The organism is Streptomyces sp. MAI_2237 (assembly GCF_054189285.1).
The window spans coordinates 997,125-1,012,770 of record NZ_JAJPGQ010000003.1; the positions used below are offsets into that span (position 1 = coordinate 997,125).

Sequence of the window (15,646 nt, forward strand, 5' to 3'; positions counted from 1 at the left end):
CCATGCCCGTGTGTGCCAAGATCGGGCGGGACGGGTGCGGGGCACGGCCGCGGGGGAGGTGAGGCGCATGGCGGGCGGTGACGTGCTGGGCGGTGGTGACGCGGACCGGGAGACGGAGCTCGAACGAACCCGCATCGCCCGCGAACTCATCGCGGCGGTGGACGGTCTGCGGCCGCCCGACATGCCGGACGCGCTGTGCCGTGCCTGTTCCCGGCTGCTCCCGCTGGCGACCGGTCTGTCGGTGTCGGTGGCGGGGAACAACGACGGCACGGGTGTGGTGCTGTGCGCCAGCGACGACGTCGCCACCCGGCTGGCCGACATCCAGTACACCCTCGGCGAGGGCCCCAGCCCGGAGGCCGTCCGGCTGCGGGCCCCCGTGTTCGCGCCGGACCTGACGCGCCCTCCCGACACCAGCCGCTGGCCGCTGTTCTCCGTCCAGGCGGTCAGGTCGGGCGCGCAGTCGGTCTTCTCGCTGCCGCTGGCCGGAGCCGGGCACTCGCTGGGCACCCTCGACCTCTACCGCGAGGACTCGGGCTCCCTGACCGGACCCCACCTGCGCACCGCCCTGCTGGTGGCCGACGCGGTGACGCACGCCGTCATGGCGCTCGATCACGGCTCCCCGGCCCCCGAAGGAGTCGTAACGTGGCTGGCGGGTGCGGAGACGGACCGCGAGGAGGTGCACCACGCCACAGGAATGATCATGGTGCGGCTGGGAGTGAGCGCCGAGGAGGCCCTGCTGCGGCTGCGCGCCCGGGCCTTCGCCCAGGGGCGCACCGCGACCGAAGTCGCCCGTGCCATCGTCGACCGGACCATGGATCTCGGCGATGACTGACAACACCAGGCGCATGCCACAGCGCGCGACCACGAAGCCGGGGAGGCGAGCATGAACCGCGAGCGAGAGCTGGCGCGGGCGTTCGTCGCCCTGTCCGACACCTACGCGGCGGAGTTCGACCCGCTGAGCCTCTTCCACCGGCTGGTCCACACCTGCCGGGACCTGTTCGACGTGGACGCCGTGGCCGTGATGATCGCGGACGCCCGGGGCGGTCTGCGCACGATGGCGGCGACCGACGAGGACGCCGAGTTCATGGAGCTCCTGCAGGTGCAGACCGGCCAGGGGCCCTGCATGGACTGCTACCGCAGTGGCACACCGACGAGCGTCCCCGACATCGGCGCCGAGCACGAACACTGGCCCGGACTCGTCACCGCCATGACCACGACCGGCTACCGGTCCCTGCAGGCGATCCCGATGCGGCTGCACGAGCGCTCCCTGGGAGGCCTCACCCTGCTGCGCCGGCGGGCCGGGCAGCTGGCGGCGGACGACGTCGATCTCGCGCAGGCCCTCGCGGACTCCGCGTCGCTGGGCCTGATGCACTGGTCCGCCGAGCCGGCCCGCGCCGACGACGTCGTCACCCGCGTCCAGAGCGTCATCGCCGCGAAGGCGACGCTGGACATCGCCAGGGGCATGATCGCGGAGTACGCGGGATCCACCGTCGGTGAGGCCGCCCGTCTGCTCGACGGCTACGTGACCCGGCGGCACCTCCGCCTCACCGAGACGGCCCACGCCCTGGTCAGCCGCACCCTGGAGCCGGCCGCCGTCCTGGAGCCGCGGACGGGCTGAGCCCCGTTCGACACCGGCGCGAGGGGGACGCGTCGGCTCCGGACCCCGGGCCGTGTCCACGGTGTGCCCATCAAGGGTGCCGCCCCGCCCGTGACGCCTCCTCCACCAGGCGCGCCGCGTGTTCCACGTGCGCCGGGAGCCGCCTGCGGCGGGCGAGCGCGGCGGGCAGCCGGGCCGGCACGCCGCGCAGGGCCTGGCGGGCGGCGTGATCGCCGGTGACCGCGGCGGCCGCCAGGCGCAGGCCGGCCCGCAGCGCGACGGTCAGCGGCCGGCGCAGCCACAGGGTCAGCACCTCGTTGCGCAGCTCCAGATGGCCGCGGCCCTCGCGGCCCGCCGGATCGGGGTGGTGGCGGGCCGTCAGGGCGGGTTCGTACGTCACTCCCCAGCCGTCGGCGGCCAGGTCGTAGGCGAGGAGGGTCTCCTCCGCGCCGAAGAAGAGCAGCGGGTGGAAGCCGCCCGCCGCGAGGAACGCCTCACGGCGCACCACACAGGCGCAGCCCAGGAGCCGAGCACGGGCCGGCCCGGCAGGTCGGGTTCGGCGGGCAGCGGCGAGTCCGCGAGGACGGCGTTGATCGGGTCCTCGGTGGCGTCGGCGCCGACCAGGGTGCGGGCGGCCAGCAGTCCGAGGCGGGGGTGGGCGTCGAGCAGGTCGGCCGCCCGGCGCAGGGCGCCCGGGCTCCACCAGGAGTCGTCGTCGCTGAAGGCGACGTAGGGCGTGTCCGTGTGCCGCACCGCGAGGTTGCGGCCCAGCGCGGCGCGCGTGGCGTCGTCCGAGCCGTTGGCGACGACGATCACGGCGGGCCGCTCCGGCAGGGCGGCCAGGGTGCGCAGCACGCTCCTGGGAAGCCGAGGAATCAGCCGGGAACGCTCGGGTTCACCTCGTCGCGCCCCCACTCCGAGGAACCGAGCGGATAGGTGTACGCGGGCCGGCCCACGTTCCCGCTCGTGCGGAACGGCTTGCCGCGGTCGTCGACGCGTACCGTGCCCTGCCGGTCACCGCTGGACCAGTCCAGCTCCAGGTACCAGCTGACGTCGTGCGCCCGCGCGTCCGCGAAGACGTAGAACACCTCGGGGTCGGACTCGCTCACCTTGTACGGGAAGTCCCGCTCGCCGTTCTTCGGGGAGAGCGCGGGCCGCCCGGCGTCCAGGTCCACCCCGAAGGCCGCCGTCCGCACCCCGCCGCCGCATCCGACGCCCATCGTGAAGTCGTTCCACGCGAGGGGCGCGCTCTTGTCCACCACCCGCACATGCAGCGCTTCCAGGACGACGGTGGCCTTGCCGGTGCCCTGCACGGTCAGCGCGAGCATCTGCTCCCCACCGGGCACCCCGCCGAGCGCGCCGACCCATCCGCGCGCGTCCTGCTCGCCGGGCGGCGGAGGCACCTGCTCGGGCTGCCGATCCACCAGGTAGTGCTGGCTGCACTGGTCCTCCCACTTGTACGGGTCGACGGCGACGGTGGGCGCGGTGGCCCCGTCCCGCGATCCCGCTTGCGGAGCCGCCCCCGCTCCGCCGCTTCGGGGCGCGGAGACGGAAGCCGTAGGGGTGCCGCCGCGCGAGGCCGACGGCGAGGCGGACCCGCCCTCGGCCGACGGGGTGGCGCCGGGACTTCTGCCGACGGACGCGGAGGCGGCCGCCCCCACGGTGCGCCGGTCACCCCGGTCGTCGTCTCCCTTGCCGGGCACGAGACCCACCACGAGCGCCGCCGACACCACGGCTGCCACCACGGCGGCCCCGGCGAACACGACGGTACGGCGCCGCCGCGCGACGGACTCCCCGGCGGCGGGAGCCTGTTCGTCGGTGGGCGCCTGTCGGTCGGCGGGCGTCTGCTCGCCGGTCTGCTCCGATTCGACGTTCGTGCCGGATTCGCCGACCGCGTCGGTTTCCGTCGCCTCGGTCGTTGCCGTCCGCTGTTCCCGGCGCCGGGCGTCCGCGAGGATCCACTGCCGGTGCAGCTCCACCAGTTCCTCGGGCGTCGCCCTGCACGCCCGCGCGAACCGTTCCACGGGTGCGTAGTCGGTCGGTACGGCGTCCCCGTTGACGTACCGGTGGAGCGTGGAGCCGCTCGTGTGCAGTCGCTTGCCGAGCACGCCGTAACTGAGCCCGGACCGCTCCTTCAACCGCCCCAGCAGCTCCGAGAACTCGTCCCCCGCCACCGTTCCTCCCTCTCCCCACGTTCCGGACCCGCGTTCCAGGGGCTGGTCGTTCCCCCAGGTCAGGGCCGTTGCGGGCGTTCCAGTGTCCCGGATGTCCCGGCGGTCCTGGCGGCCGGGACGGATCGCCCCACACCCTTGGGCCATCCAAGCACGCCGCTCCCGGCACCCGGTCGAGCGGTCCGCGCCAACACCCGTACATCACATGGGGGATCACATGTCCGCACGTACGCACCGCACCGGCCGCGCCCGCATCCTCACCGCCGCCGCACTCGCGGTCGCCGCACTGACGCTGACGGCGTGCCAGGACGGAGAGGGCGTCCACGACGAGGGGGCGTCCGCGGCGTCCGTGTCCGCGTCGGCCACGCCCACGTCCGCGTCCACGGCGGGTTCCGAGGGCTCCTCGTCCTCCGGGAACTCCGCCGCCGGCAAGAACGCGTCGACCTCCGTGCACTCCTCGGCCGCCGCGAACTCCTCCGGTTCCACCGGCGCCAAGGGCGCGGCGGGCGGCGCGGGCTCGGGTTCCGCCCGCACCCGTTGCTCCACCTCCGCCACCCGTACGACGGCCACGGTGGTCTCCCGCCCGCTGAACCACCTTCTCCTCACCGTCACCAACACCGGCTCGAAGAACTGCGACCTGATCGGCTACCCGGCGCCCCGCTTCGGCGAGGCCCAGGCCGTCCCGCCGGTCTTCGAGGCCTCCAAGCCGCAGGCGGTGGTCACGCTGGCCCCCGGGGAGTCGGGCTACGCGAGCGTCCTGCTCTCCTCCGCGGACGGCAGCGGTTCGAACGGCTACACGGCCAAGTCGCTGGAGGTGTACTTCAACAACGGCACGACCGCGGCCCGTCCGTCGCTGCCCGCCAAGGGCGTCCACGTCGACGACTCGCTCCGCGTCTCGTACTGGCAGTCCACCCTGGACGACGCCCTGGCCTGGTGACGGGCCGGCACCGAGGCGCGCCGCCGCCTCAGCGGTCGGAGTAGCCGATGTCCCCGATCGTCCACGCGCTCACGTCCTCCAGCGCGACCCGGTACATGCCGCCGGTGTCGGGGATGCCGTAACTGCCCTGGAGGATCCGGGCGACATGGAAGTGGAGGTGGGTGGGGCCCTCGCCGGCGCCGTCGTCCGGCGGGGGGTCGCCGTCGTCCTTGGACGGGGCAAACGCGGCGGCGAACCGCCCCAGGTGGTCGGAGTCGCGCAGGACTTCGGCCACGCGCTCCTTCCACAGGGCCTCCGGGGCGAGCCGTCCGGTGATGACGCCTCCCGGAGTCACCACGGTCAGGGACATCTGACTGCTGTGCTGCGCCTCCACCATCGCGGCGATCGCGCGGAGCAGGTCGTCAGGGTGCTTCATGCCTCGGGAGCCTAGCCGGACAACCTGTGCCGGCGCGCGGCGGCACCGGAGTTGCCACCGCCCCGGCGCCTGCGCGGGGGGGTCGTCTCCCGGCCATGTTCCGCGCGCGGATGAACCCCATGAGTCGAATAGCCATCCATAACGAACGGTGACGGTCAACGACAGTCAACGCCGGACATGTCTTTTCATGGGGGATCTCTGCTGTGTCGAAATACGCTCGAATAAGACCGTCGCGCCTCTTCATCGCCCTCGCCACGGCCGCGACCGTCGCCCTGACCGTCGTCGTGATCGTGGCCCTGACGGTCACCACCTACGACCACACCTCACCGCGCGCCGCCCGGAGCAAGGCGTCGGGATCGGTGGCGGGGCCGGTCGACTGCCGCAAGGCCAAGTGCGTGGCCCTCACCTTCGACGGCGGCCCGAGCCCGACCACCCCGGGCCTGCTGGACATCCTGAAGCGCCATCACCTGCACGCGACGTTCTTCCTGCAGGGCAAGGGGCACATCGACACGTACCCGCAGATCGTCCGCCGTATCAAGGACGAGGGCGACGAGATCGGCAACCACACCTGGAACCACAAGGTGTTGACGCAGATCGACGCGGCCGACGCCCGGCACGAGCTGAGCAGCACCCAGGACGCCATCGAGAGGATCACGGGCACCAAGCCCGTCCTGATGCGCCCGCCGCAGGGCCGCACCGACCGCGACGTGGCCAAGATCTGCCGAGAGCTGGGCCTGGCGCAGGTGCTGTGGAGCGTCACCGCCAAGGACTACGAGACCACCGACTCGGCCCTGATCACCCAGCGGGTGCTCGAACAGACCCATCGCGACGGCATCATCCTGCTGCACGACCTGCACAAGGGCACGGTGCCCGCCGTCCCCGGCATCCTCAAGGCGCTCGAGCGGCGCGGCTACACCATCGTCACGGTCTCGCAGCTGCTCGCGCCCGCCGAGCCCCGGCCGGGCATGGTCTACCGGCCCTGAGGCCTCGCCAGCGCCGCCGGGCCGGGCGGCCGTACGGCACGGGCCGTACGGTCCCGCGCGGTCCGCGGCTCCTGGCCGAACCGCCCCGGCGGGACCCGGTTCCGCTGTACGGCCCGCCCGTTCGACGGGTGCCACATCCCGCGGCGTTCACACGGCACGAGGCGCGTAACGTGCCGGAGCGTCGACACGGCACGGCGCGTGTCACGCGCCGGCGGGGTCACCAGCCCAGGACGTCCCCGCCGGGAGGCGGGTCCTGCGCCGGAGTGCTCGGCGCGGCGTCCTGGCAGGTGAAGCCGAGGCGGGTCAGCGCCCGGCGCATCTCGCCCGAGGTGAAATCGCGGCGGTTCTGCCGCGTGATCACTTCCCCGACCTGCATCACGGGGTAGACGCGGCTGCCGATGGTGACCGTCACCCCGGTGAGGGGTTCGGGCTCGACACCGCTCATCGACCGCTCGACCTCGCTCTTGGTGAGGTCGAAGGGGAAGCGGGCGATCACACAACGCATGGATGCCTCCATGAAGTCGGGCAGGGACGCCGGTCCCGGGGACTACGGGGGGAGCGGACCGGGCTAGGAGTTGCCGCGCGGCGCGGCGCCACGGCCGCGGGCGGCGGCGGACCGTGCGGCCCCGCCCCGGCCGCCGGGCCGTCCCCTGCGGCGGCGATTGCCGGAACCGGTGCCGGTACCCGCGCTCCGGGCGGGCGGCGGCGGTGCGGCGACGGTGACGGGCACCCCGGAGGGCGTCCGGGCGCCGGTGATGCGCCGCAGCTCGTCCTCGCCCGGCCGGACCCGGGTGGTGCTCGGGGTGATGCCGGCGTCGGCCATCAGACGGTCCATCGCGCGCCGCTGGTGCGGCAGGACGAGGGTGACGACCGTGCCGGACTCGCCGGCCCGGGCCGTACGGCCGCCCCGATGCAGATAGTCCTTGTGGTCGCCCGGGGGGTCGACGTTCACGACGAGGTCGAGGTCGTCGACGTGGATGCCGCGCGCGGCGACGTTCGTCGCCACCAGGACCGTGACGTGGCCCTCCTTGAACTGGGCGAGCGTCCGGTTGCGCTGCGGCTGCGACTTGCCGCCGTGCAGGGCCGAGGCGCGCACGCCCACGGACAGCAGGTGCTTGGCCAGCCGGTCGGCGGCGTGCTTGGTGTCCAGGAACATGATCACCCGGCCCTCGCGGGCGGCGATCTCGGTCGCGGTGGTGCGCTTGTCGTCGTCGTGGACGTGCAGCAGGTGGTGGTCCATCGTGACGACGGCGCCCGCGGACGGGTCGACGGAGTGCACGACGGGGTCGTGGAGGTAGCGCCGCACCAGGAGGTCGATGTTGCGGTCCAGGGTGGCGGAGAACAGCAACCGCTGGCCCCCGGGACCGACCTGGTCGAGCAGCGCGGTCACCTGCGGCAGGAAGCCCATGTCGGCCATCTGGTCGGCCTCGTCCAGGACGGTGACGCCGACCTGGTCCAGCCGGCAGTCGCCGCGCTCGATGAGGTCCTTCAGCCGGCCGGGCGTCGCCACGACGACCTCGGCGCCGCCGCCCAGCACACTCGCCTGGCGGCCGATCGACACGCCTCCCACGACGGTGGCGAGCCGCAGCCGCAGGGCGCGGGCGTAGGGGGTGAGCGCGTCGGTGACCTGACCCGCCAGTTCCCGGGTGGGGACGAGGACGAGAGCGAGCGGCTGCCGGGGCAGGGCCCGCTGCCCTTCGAGCCGGGCCAGCACGGGCAGGCCGAAGGCGAGCGTCTTGCCGGAGCCCGTACGTCCGCGGCCCAGCACGTCGCGTCCGGCCAGGGCGTTCGGCAGGGTGGCCGCCTGGATCGGGAAGGGCACGGTCACGCCCTCCGCCTCGAGCGCGCTCAGCAGGCGGGCGGGCATGTCGAGTTCGGCGAAGGCCGCGACGGGCGGCAACGGCTCGGTGAGTGTCGCCGGAAGAGTGAACTCCTGCGGGCGTGGCGTGGCGTGTGCCCGTCGGCCACTGGTCCGCCCGGTGTCCGGACGATGACTCTGGCGGCCCTTCTCCTGCGCTCGGAAGCGACCGGAGGCGCGGCCGTTACGGCGGGTGCGGTCCATGGAGGAACCCTCCTCGATGCGGCGCATCGAGGAATTCCACTCGCAGCGGGAGCCGCACGAGGATTCGCAAGAATGAGCCGAAGAAAATGGGGCCGAGAAAAGGCCCGGGAAATGCGGAAAGCATGACCGGGGGCCCGCACCCCTAGGTGCGGGCCCCGGTCACGCGGTCGCGTCAGCGTCAGGCGGGAACGATGTTCTCGGCCTGCGGGCCCTTCTGGCCCTGCGTGACGTCGAAGGTAACCTTCTGGCCTTCCTGAAGCTCGCGGAAGCCGCTGGTGGCGATGTTCGAGTAGTGGGCGAACACGTCAGCGCCGCCGCCGTCCTGCTCGATGAAGCCGAAGCCCTTTTCCGCGTTGAACCACTTCACGGTGCCAGATGCCATATTGAATCTCCCTTGGGGGGCAGTGCCGGAGTCCGCACTTTACGGAGTCCGAGTCGCCGCGATGATCACCCCTCCGGAAAGATCCGGAAAGCTCTGCAAAGAAAAAATTCTCTGGCAACCAAAACTGCAACTGCTATCACGCTAACACAGGTCGGGTGGGAACTCCCGTCGATTTCCCGATCACTCCGGAAGCCTCACCCCGTCGTGCCGCGTATTTCTGCAGCGGCCGGACTAGGTATCCGTGGTGGGCTCGTCGAGCCCGCGGCGCATTTCCCGGTTCAGGCGGCGGGTGTCGTCGAGCTGGTCCTCGAGGGAGACGATGCGGCAGGCGGCCTCGATGGGCGTGCCCTGGTCGACGAGCTCGCGGGCGCGGGCGGCGATCCGCAACTGCCGTCGGGAGTACCGCCGGTGACCGCCTTCCGAACGCAGCGGGGTGATCAGGTCGGCCTCGCCGATGGCCCGGAGGAAGGCGGGAGTGGTCCCGAGCACGTCGGCGGCCCGCCCCATGGTGTAGGCGGGGTAGTCGTCGTCGTCGAGGTTCCCGGTGGCAGGGGCGTGGTCAGCGGGCATAGCACCTTGTCTTCGGGAACACGGGGAGGGACCGGGCGGACGCGGCCGGAGGTCCGGCGCGGCCCACCTGCCGGACAACCTTAACGCCGCCCGGCCCGGAGATCTGGCCCCGCCGCGACAGACTTTCCCCCCGGCACTTTTCTCATCAGCCGCACAGATGCCTCTCAGATCACAGAGGGACGATGGCGTCGTCGCCCGCTTCGGACGTTTCGTACGACTGATCGCGGGCGACTCGAACACAGACGTAAAGGAGGCCGTCACCGCCGAGCCACCGCTGCCCGCGACCCAGGAGACCGCCGTATGACCGTCCTCGACCTTCCGCCCCGCTCCGGCGTGCCGAGATCGTCCGTCCGGGACCCGGTCATGGACGAGCGCAACCGCGGCCGTATCGGCTACGGCCTCGTCGTGTGCGGTCTGGCCCTGCTGCCCTGGCTCGCCGTCCTCGCGACGGGCGTCCTCGTCGACAGCGCCCGCGAGTCCCTGACCTGGGTCGGACTGGACAGCCTGGAGGCCGTCGGCCTCGTGACCACGGGCCTGCTGGTCCTGCGGCGCGACCCCCGGCGCACCCTCGGCGCCTCGGCGACCGCCGCGCTCCTGCTCGCCGACGCCTGGTTCGACACGACCACGGCGACATCGGGCACCGACCTCATATCGGCCCTGGCCATGGCGGTCGGCGTGGAACTCCCCCTCGCGGCGCTGTGCGTGATCATCACCATCCGCGGACTTCCCGCCGCTCCGGCCCGCGCGAGGACGAAGCCCGGCCGCCGCCCCTGCCCGCACAGCGCCGACGCCCCGCCCTGCGGCTAGCGACGCCGCCAACGGGGCTGCTCATCACCGGGCTTGCTGGAGCACACCATCGCCGTTCCACGATCCGTCCGGCCGGTCGCGCCCTCGGGGGAGCACCACGCGCCGGGATGGACGAAGCCGCCCGGGGCCGGCGAGGAAGAGGTGCCGGTCTGGCTCATGCGGGCACCGGTGATCACTCCGCCGGAGACGTAGTAGGTGCCGCTGTAGAGCTTGACGACACCGGAGGTCTGCGTCGCCTCCAGGCTGACCGTCACGGCCGAACCGGACACCTGCAGTACGCGCAGGCGGTCGTGTGCCGTTCCGGAGAAGGCCGCCACGAAACTGTCGTAGTCCGGGCTGAAGTTGCTTCCCCCGAGTCGCCAGGCGGTCCTGTAGTCGTGGGAGTTGATGGCGGCGTAGTAGGCCTCGACCACGGCACGGGGCCCACGTGCCGGCCGCGTGGTGGGGGTGACGACGACGGTCCTCGTGACCGTCGGAGCGGGAGCGGAGCCCGTCGTGGTCGCGGACGCCGACGGGGTGGCCGCCGTCCCACCGCTGCCCGTCGTGCCGCAGGCGGTGGCGATGCCCATGGTCAACGCCACGACGGGCAGAAGCATCCGGCGCATGCCCTCACCACCCACAGCCGTACCGCGTGGCCGTACTCGTGCCACTCATCGACCGTCCGACGGGGACCGGCGCTCCGCGCAGATGCCGAAAGGCCCCGCTTCATGGGCCGTATGACCTGTCAGCGGATCAGGTAGTGCAGCGCTCCCGCCAGCAGGAAGACGCTCAGGACCCCGAACGTGATGCGCAGGGTGGTCAGGCTGCGCCAGGCCCGTCCGTACGGTCGGCGCATCGCTTCCGCCCAGTCCCAGACCCACACGTCCGCACCGCGGCAGCCGCCCGCCACCGTCCCGCAGGCGCCGGCCCCGAGCAGCAGGAGCAGCCCCACGACTCCCTGAACGAGCGACGCCATCGCCCACCCCCTCCGATCACCTCGCGGCATGGCCGCAAGGGACGCGTGCGGCTCGTCCGGGCCCACCGATGAGTTCCGCCGACCGCCCCGGTCTACCAGCTCGTACGTCATCGAACCACCGACTGGAGACCCGACATGACCCAGCCCGCACACCCCGGCCGCATGCTGTTCGTGAGCCTCCCCGTCACCGACCTGGCGCGCAGCAAGGGGTTCTTCGCCGAACTCGGGTTCAGCTTCAACCCGGCGTTCTCCGACGAGACCTCCGCCTGCATGCTCGTCGGTGAGGACGCCTTCGTGATGCTGCTCACCCGGGACAAGTTCGCCCAGTTCTCGAAGCTGCCGCTGGCCGACCCGACCACGCACGCGCTGGCGCTGTACTGCTTCAGCGTGTCCTCCCGCGAAGAGGTCGACAAGGTCGGCGCCGCGGCACTCGCGGCGGGTGCGACCGAGGCGGACGGCGCCGAGGACCACGGCTTCATGTACGCCCGCAGCTTCTTCGACCTCGACGGCCACGGCTGGCAGATCATGTGGATGGACCCCGCAGCAGCGCAACAGGGCCCCGAGGCATACGCGGCCTCCGCACAGCCCTCCGAAGGCCGCCCCTGACGCCCTGGACGAACGGGAGCCGCCGACCCTGCCCCCGCCTCACGAGGTGCACAGGGGCCACCTGTTCTCGGTCCGCGTTCCACCTCGACCGGTCCGCCGACTTCACGCCTTCGCGCTGAACGGAGTCGGCGCACCGGGCGGCCCGTGGAGGCGGCCCGTTCCGTAAGGCGTACCGCTGTCCGGGCGTTCCTCGGGTCGTGGAGCGCGGACGAACTGAGTGCAGTACGCGTTGCACGCACCGAGCGCCTCGAAGTTCCGTCGTGCCTGACGCAGGCTGAGGTCGTGGTTGGGGCCGCCGCGCACCACGTGTGCGTCGTGCTCGTCCTGGCCATCGTCCTCCCAGTAGCAGACGTCGCAGATCTCGAATGCCCCGCGTTCGGCCAGCGTGATGAAGCCGCAGCACGGGCAGCGGTAGGGCCCGTCCTCAGCGCTGCCGAAAACGTTCATGAAGGTCACCCCCGAGGGAACTCGACGCGTAGAAGGGGCCGAGCCCGGTCGACATCCTGGCCCCGCCGGTGCCCACGCTGAGCCTCGCCGCACGTGGCGCGACCGAGGTGCGCACTCCACGAGTCGAGACTCGCACACTCATCCCAGGCGCACCGACACGGAAAACGAACCCCCATGACGTACCTCTCTCCCCAGGATCAGTCTGGCACCCGAAAGGGGCGCCTGAGGTCGGCTCGGCTGGTCCTCGGCAACGCGACATGGGGAGGTGTGCGGGGATACATCAATCCGGTACATGGACTACCTTTGGTACATGTCCATGAAGCGCACGAACGTCTACGCGGACCCCGAGGACCTGGCGATCATCAAGGAGGCCGCCAAGCGCCGGGGCATCAGCGAGGCCGAGATCATCCGCCACGGCATCCACCTTGCAGCCATGGCGAACCGGGTTTGGGACGAGCCACTGTTTTCACGCACCTTCGAAGGGCCGGGGCGCACGCTGCCCACGTCGGAGGTCCGCGACGCGGTCGCCGATGCCGTCCTGCGTGAGACCGGCTCGGGCTCCGGATCCGCAGCGTGATCATCGTCATCGCCGATACGTCCGGCCTGCTGGCGGCGCTCGACTCGGCCCACCCGGAGCACGGGGCGGCAAACGAGGCGATCATGGCAGCGGGCCTGCTGGTCATGTCCCCGCTCCTGCTGGCCGAACTGGATCACGTGGCGACGCGTGAGCTCGGCAGGGAGGCTGCCCTCAGCGCGGTCGACGACCTGCGACGCTGGATGAGTCGGGGGCGTGTCGTCTTGCCGGAGATCACGCAGGACCACCTGGGCGCCGCCCAGTCCGTCCGCGTCCGTTACCGCGCGCTGGACCTCGACCTCGCCGACGCGGTGAACGTGGCGCTTGCCGCCGACTACGACACGGACGCGATCCTCACCCTGGACCGACGAGACTTCCGGGCGGTACGCCCGCTGGGCCGTCACAAGGCGTTCCGTGTACTTCCCGACGACCTCCCGCTCTGACGCGGGCGCGACCGCAGTCAAGTACCTGCTTCCACTGCCGGGAGCGGGGCATCGCCTTCGTCCCGTTCTTCGCAGTCTCCGGCCTGCGGCGCGAGGCCGCCGCAGGCCAGGAGCACAGCGCGCGGGTCCACTCGGTCGCTCGCGCCCACAACGCCACGCCGGCCCAGGTACGGCTCGCCTGGACCCTCCACTGCGGTCCACACCTGCTGGCCATTCCTGGTACCACGAACCCGGCGCACCTCGCGGAGAACATCGCCGCCGGAAGCCTGCGCCTGACCGAAGACGAAGTGGCTCTTCTCGGCGAGCGGGCGCGTCGTCAGCGCTTGCGCCACGTCCGAGAAGGCCGCGCTGATCTATCAGCACTCCCACGACGGTCGACAGCAGGAAGTTGCAGCCGGTCTCGACGCGACCGCACGTAGGCCGCGCCAGGAAGCTGCTGGTGTGCCGGATGGTCCACCGGGTACGGCGGACGATCGGCCTTCCGGCACTAATCTGGCACGCGACCACTGATCACAGCGGGCAGCAAAAAGGCCCGGGTCTGTGACCTGGGCCTTCGTGGAGCGGGTGACGAGAATCGAACTCGCGCTCTCAGCTTGGGAAGCTGATGTTCTACCATTAAACTACACCCGCGTAAGACGCCGAACGAGTCGGTGTCGGAACGCAACGTCACCTTACCTCATGGCAGACCCCCGGCGCTGGAGCCGCGGGGTCTGAGCGCGTTTCAGGGGATGGATGGGGCTGCGAGGGGCAGGAGTTGGGGCGTACGGTGGAGGGGAGGGAGAGGGTCCGGGTGAGGCCGGAGTGCCGCCTGGAGAGTCGTTCCTTCGATCCCGTAATGTGGCATTTGTCGTCCGGTGAGCAGCAGCCCGGCGAGGCTCTTTGGGGAAGGGACTCCAGAACTTGATGGAGCGCACCGTCGTCCGTTGTGCCGATGGGCACGTGTTCAGCACCGCTTCGTTCCCGATGCAGCAGGCCGAGCGGCTCGGCCCCGGTCGGTTGCTCCGATGTCCCCGCTGTGCGCGGCTTCGCAGCGTCGTACCGGTGACCCTCGAGAAGCGGTAGCGGCCCGAGCGGCCGGCTGACAGCACGAAAGCGCAGGCGCGCGAGCTGCCACGATTGTGGTCGGCTCGCGCGCCTTGCGTATCCTCGGGGCGTGCTTCTCTCAGACAAGGACATCCGGGCCGAGATCGACGCCGGGCGGGTACGGATCGATCCCTTCGAAGACTCCATGGTGCAGCCGTCGAGCGTCGACGTCCGGCTGGACCGGTACTTCCGGGTGTTCGAGAACCACCGGTACCCGCACATCGACCCCTCCGTCGAGCAGCCCGACCTCACGCGGCTGGTGGAGCCGGAGGGCGACGAGCCGTTCATCCTGCACCCCGGGGAGTTCGTGCTCGCGTCGACGTACGAGGTCATCACGCTTCCCGACGACCTCGCCTCCCGCCTGGAGGGCAAGAGCTCCCTCGGCCGGCTCGGGCTCGTCACGCACTCCACCGCCGGGTTCATCGACCCCGGGTTCTCCGGTCACGTGACCCTGGAGCTCTCCAACCTCGCCACCCTGCCCATCAAGCTGTGGCCCGGCATGAAGATCGGGCAGCTGTGCCTGTTCCGGCTCTCCTCGCCCGCCGAGTTCCCGTACGGCAGCGAGCGGTACGGCTCCCGGTACCAGGGCCAGCGCGGGCCCACCGCCTCGCGCTCCTACCTCAACTTCCACAGGACGCAGGTGTGACGGACGTGAGCGGCGTTCGGGAGAACCTGACCTACGAGGCGTTCGGGACGGCTGTGCGCGAGTTGGCGCAGACCATCGCCGACGACGGGTACGAGCCGGACGTGGTCCTGAGCATCGCGCGCGGCGGGGTGTTCGTCGCCGGCGGGCTCGCCTACGCCCTGGACTGCAAGAACATCCACCTGGTGAACGTGGAGTTCTACACCGGGGTGGGCACCACCCTGGAAATGCCGGTCATGCTCGCGCCCGTCCCCGACGTCATCGACTTCTCCGACAAGAAGGTCCTCATCACCGACGACGTCGCCGACACCGGCAAGACGCTGAAACTGGTACGGGACTTCTGCCTCGACCACGTCGCCGAGGTGCGCTCCGCCGTCATCTACGAGAAGTCGCAGTCGCTTGTGAAGTGCGAGTACGTGTGGAAGCGCACCGACGAGTGGATCAACTTCCCCTGGAGCGTCTTGCCCGTAGTACGTAAGTCGGGGGAGCCGATCACTCCGTCGAAGGAAGCCCTGTGACCTGGCATTGCTCCGTGCAGTCGTGAGAGCCCTTCTGGCATCTGTGCGAGGCCTCATGCCGTGCCGGCGTGGTCGAGACCCCGGTACGGTTATTGATCTCGAAAACCGTCGTGGCAGCGATGTCACCGTGGGTTCACATCCCACCGCCTCCGCGCTGAGAGCAAGTGGAAACGGCCCCTGACCTGGATATCTGGTGAGGGGCCATTCTCATGTCCGGCAGCCGTGCTCCCCGTGGCTTCCCGCTCGATCGGGCACGGCTGGGGCACGGGTATGGCTGAACGGATGCAATGCCGCCCGCCTCATCGAGGGGCTCGTCGCCGGTGGGCAAGCCGATCCCCCTGTTTCAGGGCCAGGCTCAGGGGTAGCCGAGCGGCGTGGTGAATTTCGCCAGTGACCGTTGGTGATTTTTGCCGGTCCGTACGGTCCAGCGGAACGGAATGATCATGATCGAGG

The 15,646-nt window shown here is 71.2% G+C and carries 19 protein-coding genes, 1 tRNA gene and 2 pseudogenes; 11 read left to right on the forward strand and 11 right to left on the reverse strand.

The window, feature by feature from the left end; genetic code table 11:
* Nucleotides 1-67 precede the first annotated feature (67 nt).
* Nucleotides 68-832 (forward strand): GAF and ANTAR domain-containing protein, encoded by a 765-nt coding sequence (locus tag LN251_RS14885; protein WP_458244855.1) that lies wholly within the window; start codon nt 68-70, stop codon nt 830-832.
* A 51-nt stretch (nt 833-883) separates the two neighbouring features.
* A complete protein-coding gene (locus LN251_RS14890) occupies nt 884-1,618 on the forward strand; it encodes a GAF domain-containing protein (protein ID WP_458244856.1) in 735 nt (244 codons plus the stop codon).
* A 70-nt stretch (nt 1,619-1,688) separates the two neighbouring features.
* Here LN251_RS14890 and LN251_RS14895 read toward each other — a convergent pair.
* Nucleotides 1,689-2,476, reverse strand: a pseudogene (locus tag LN251_RS14895) (glycosyltransferase).
* A complete protein-coding gene (locus LN251_RS14900; protein WP_458244857.1) occupies nt 2,473-3,771 on the reverse strand; it encodes a helix-turn-helix domain-containing protein in 1,299 nt (432 codons plus the stop codon). Before LN251_RS14900 ends, LN251_RS14895 begins: the two are co-directional and overlap by 4 nt.
* Nucleotides 3,772-3,985: 214 nt before the next feature.
* On the opposite strand from LN251_RS14900, the gene LN251_RS14905 reads away from it, so the two are divergent.
* Nucleotides 3,986-4,705: a DUF4232 domain-containing protein gene (locus LN251_RS14905; protein ID WP_458244858.1), complete on the forward strand. Its 720-nt coding sequence runs from the start codon at nt 3,986-3,988 to the stop codon at nt 4,703-4,705.
* 28 nt (nt 4,706-4,733) lie between these two features.
* Here LN251_RS14905 and LN251_RS14910 read toward each other — a convergent pair whose 3' ends face one another.
* On the reverse strand, nt 4,734-5,120 hold the full coding sequence (locus LN251_RS14910; protein WP_458244859.1) for a hypothetical protein: 387 nt from the start codon (nt 5,118-5,120) through the stop codon (nt 4,734-4,736).
* Between the two features lie 203 nt (nt 5,121-5,323).
* Between LN251_RS14910 and LN251_RS14915 the strand changes: the two genes are divergently transcribed.
* Complete coding sequence (locus tag LN251_RS14915) at nt 5,324-6,103, forward strand: polysaccharide deacetylase family protein (RefSeq protein WP_458244860.1); 780 nt, start codon at nt 5,324-5,326, stop codon at nt 6,101-6,103.
* Nucleotides 6,104-6,320: 217 nt separating this feature from the next.
* On the opposite strand, the gene LN251_RS14920 is transcribed toward LN251_RS14915, so the two are convergent.
* The 4 genes from LN251_RS14920 to LN251_RS14935 form a co-directional block, all read right to left on the reverse strand.
* Entirely contained in the window at nt 6,321-6,608 is a 288-nt protein-coding gene (locus LN251_RS14920) for an SCO5918 family protein (protein ID WP_058924172.1), read from the reverse strand.
* A 63-nt stretch (nt 6,609-6,671) separates the two neighbouring features.
* Nucleotides 6,672-8,165: a DEAD/DEAH box helicase gene (locus tag LN251_RS14925; protein ID WP_458246726.1), complete on the reverse strand. Its 1,494-nt coding sequence runs from the start codon at nt 8,163-8,165 to the stop codon at nt 6,672-6,674.
* Between the two features lie 178 nt (nt 8,166-8,343).
* A complete protein-coding gene (locus LN251_RS14930; protein WP_007383480.1) occupies nt 8,344-8,547 on the reverse strand; it encodes a cold-shock protein in 204 nt (67 codons plus the stop codon).
* A 231-nt stretch (nt 8,548-8,778) separates the two neighbouring features.
* Nucleotides 8,779-9,117, reverse strand: a complete 339-nt coding sequence (locus tag LN251_RS14935; protein ID WP_458244861.1) for a MerR family transcriptional regulator — start codon at nt 9,115-9,117, stop codon at nt 8,779-8,781.
* 300 nt (nt 9,118-9,417) lie between these two features.
* Between LN251_RS14935 and LN251_RS14940 the strand changes: the two genes are divergently transcribed.
* Nucleotides 9,418-9,924 (forward strand): hypothetical protein, encoded by a 507-nt coding sequence (locus LN251_RS14940; protein ID WP_458244862.1) that lies wholly within the window; start codon nt 9,418-9,420, stop codon nt 9,922-9,924.
* Here the strand turns inward: LN251_RS14940 and LN251_RS14945 are convergent.
* Nucleotides 9,921-10,529 (reverse strand): hypothetical protein, encoded by a 609-nt coding sequence (locus LN251_RS14945; RefSeq protein WP_458244863.1) that lies wholly within the window; start codon nt 10,527-10,529, stop codon nt 9,921-9,923. The two genes, LN251_RS14940 and LN251_RS14945, sit on opposite strands and share 4 nt — an antisense overlap.
* Nucleotides 10,530-10,648: 119 nt before the next feature.
* A complete protein-coding gene (locus LN251_RS14950) occupies nt 10,649-10,879 on the reverse strand; it encodes a hypothetical protein (RefSeq protein ID WP_458244864.1) in 231 nt (76 codons plus the stop codon).
* Nucleotides 10,880-11,014: 135 nt separating this feature from the next.
* On the opposite strand from LN251_RS14950, the gene LN251_RS14955 reads away from it, so the two are divergent.
* Nucleotides 11,015-11,485 carry a VOC family protein gene (locus LN251_RS14955; RefSeq protein ID WP_458244865.1) on the forward strand — a complete coding sequence of 157 codons (471 nt, stop codon included), beginning with the start codon at nt 11,015-11,017 and terminating at the stop codon, nt 11,483-11,485.
* Between the two features lie 102 nt (nt 11,486-11,587).
* Here the strand turns inward: LN251_RS14955 and LN251_RS14960 are convergent, their stop codons facing one another.
* Complete coding sequence (locus LN251_RS14960) at nt 11,588-11,932, reverse strand: CPCC family cysteine-rich protein (RefSeq protein WP_458244866.1); 345 nt, start codon at nt 11,930-11,932, stop codon at nt 11,588-11,590.
* A 310-nt stretch (nt 11,933-12,242) separates the two neighbouring features.
* On the opposite strand from LN251_RS14960, the gene LN251_RS14965 reads away from it, so the two are divergent.
* The 3 genes and pseudogenes from LN251_RS14965 to LN251_RS14975 all read left to right on the forward strand — a co-directional run.
* Nucleotides 12,243-12,509: a ribbon-helix-helix domain-containing protein gene (locus LN251_RS14965; protein ID WP_458244867.1), complete on the forward strand. Its 267-nt coding sequence runs from the start codon at nt 12,243-12,245 to the stop codon at nt 12,507-12,509.
* Nucleotides 12,506-12,949 (forward strand): PIN domain-containing protein, encoded by a 444-nt coding sequence (locus tag LN251_RS14970; RefSeq protein WP_458244868.1) that lies wholly within the window; start codon nt 12,506-12,508, stop codon nt 12,947-12,949. Before LN251_RS14965 ends, LN251_RS14970 begins: the two co-directional genes overlap by 4 nt.
* Nucleotides 12,946-13,251, forward strand: a pseudogene (locus tag LN251_RS14975) (aldo/keto reductase); the annotation flags it as partial. The gene LN251_RS14970 and the pseudogene LN251_RS14975, both read left to right, overlap by 4 nt.
* A 254-nt stretch (nt 13,252-13,505) precedes the next feature.
* Here the strand turns inward: LN251_RS14975 and LN251_RS14980 are convergent.
* Nucleotides 13,506-13,579 (reverse strand) — tRNA-Gly (locus LN251_RS14980).
* A 523-nt stretch (nt 13,580-14,102) separates the two neighbouring features.
* Here LN251_RS14980 and dcd point away from each other — a divergent pair.
* Nucleotides 14,103-14,678, forward strand: a complete 576-nt coding sequence (gene dcd, locus LN251_RS14985; protein WP_058924167.1) for a dCTP deaminase — start codon at nt 14,103-14,105, stop codon at nt 14,676-14,678.
* 5 nt (nt 14,679-14,683) lie between these two features.
* The gene (locus LN251_RS14990) at nt 14,684-15,193 is read left to right on the forward strand and encodes a phosphoribosyltransferase (protein WP_458244869.1); all 510 of its coding nucleotides are present in this window, start codon (nt 14,684-14,686) and stop codon (nt 15,191-15,193) included.
* The last annotated feature ends 453 nt before the right edge of the window (nt 15,194-15,646 follow it).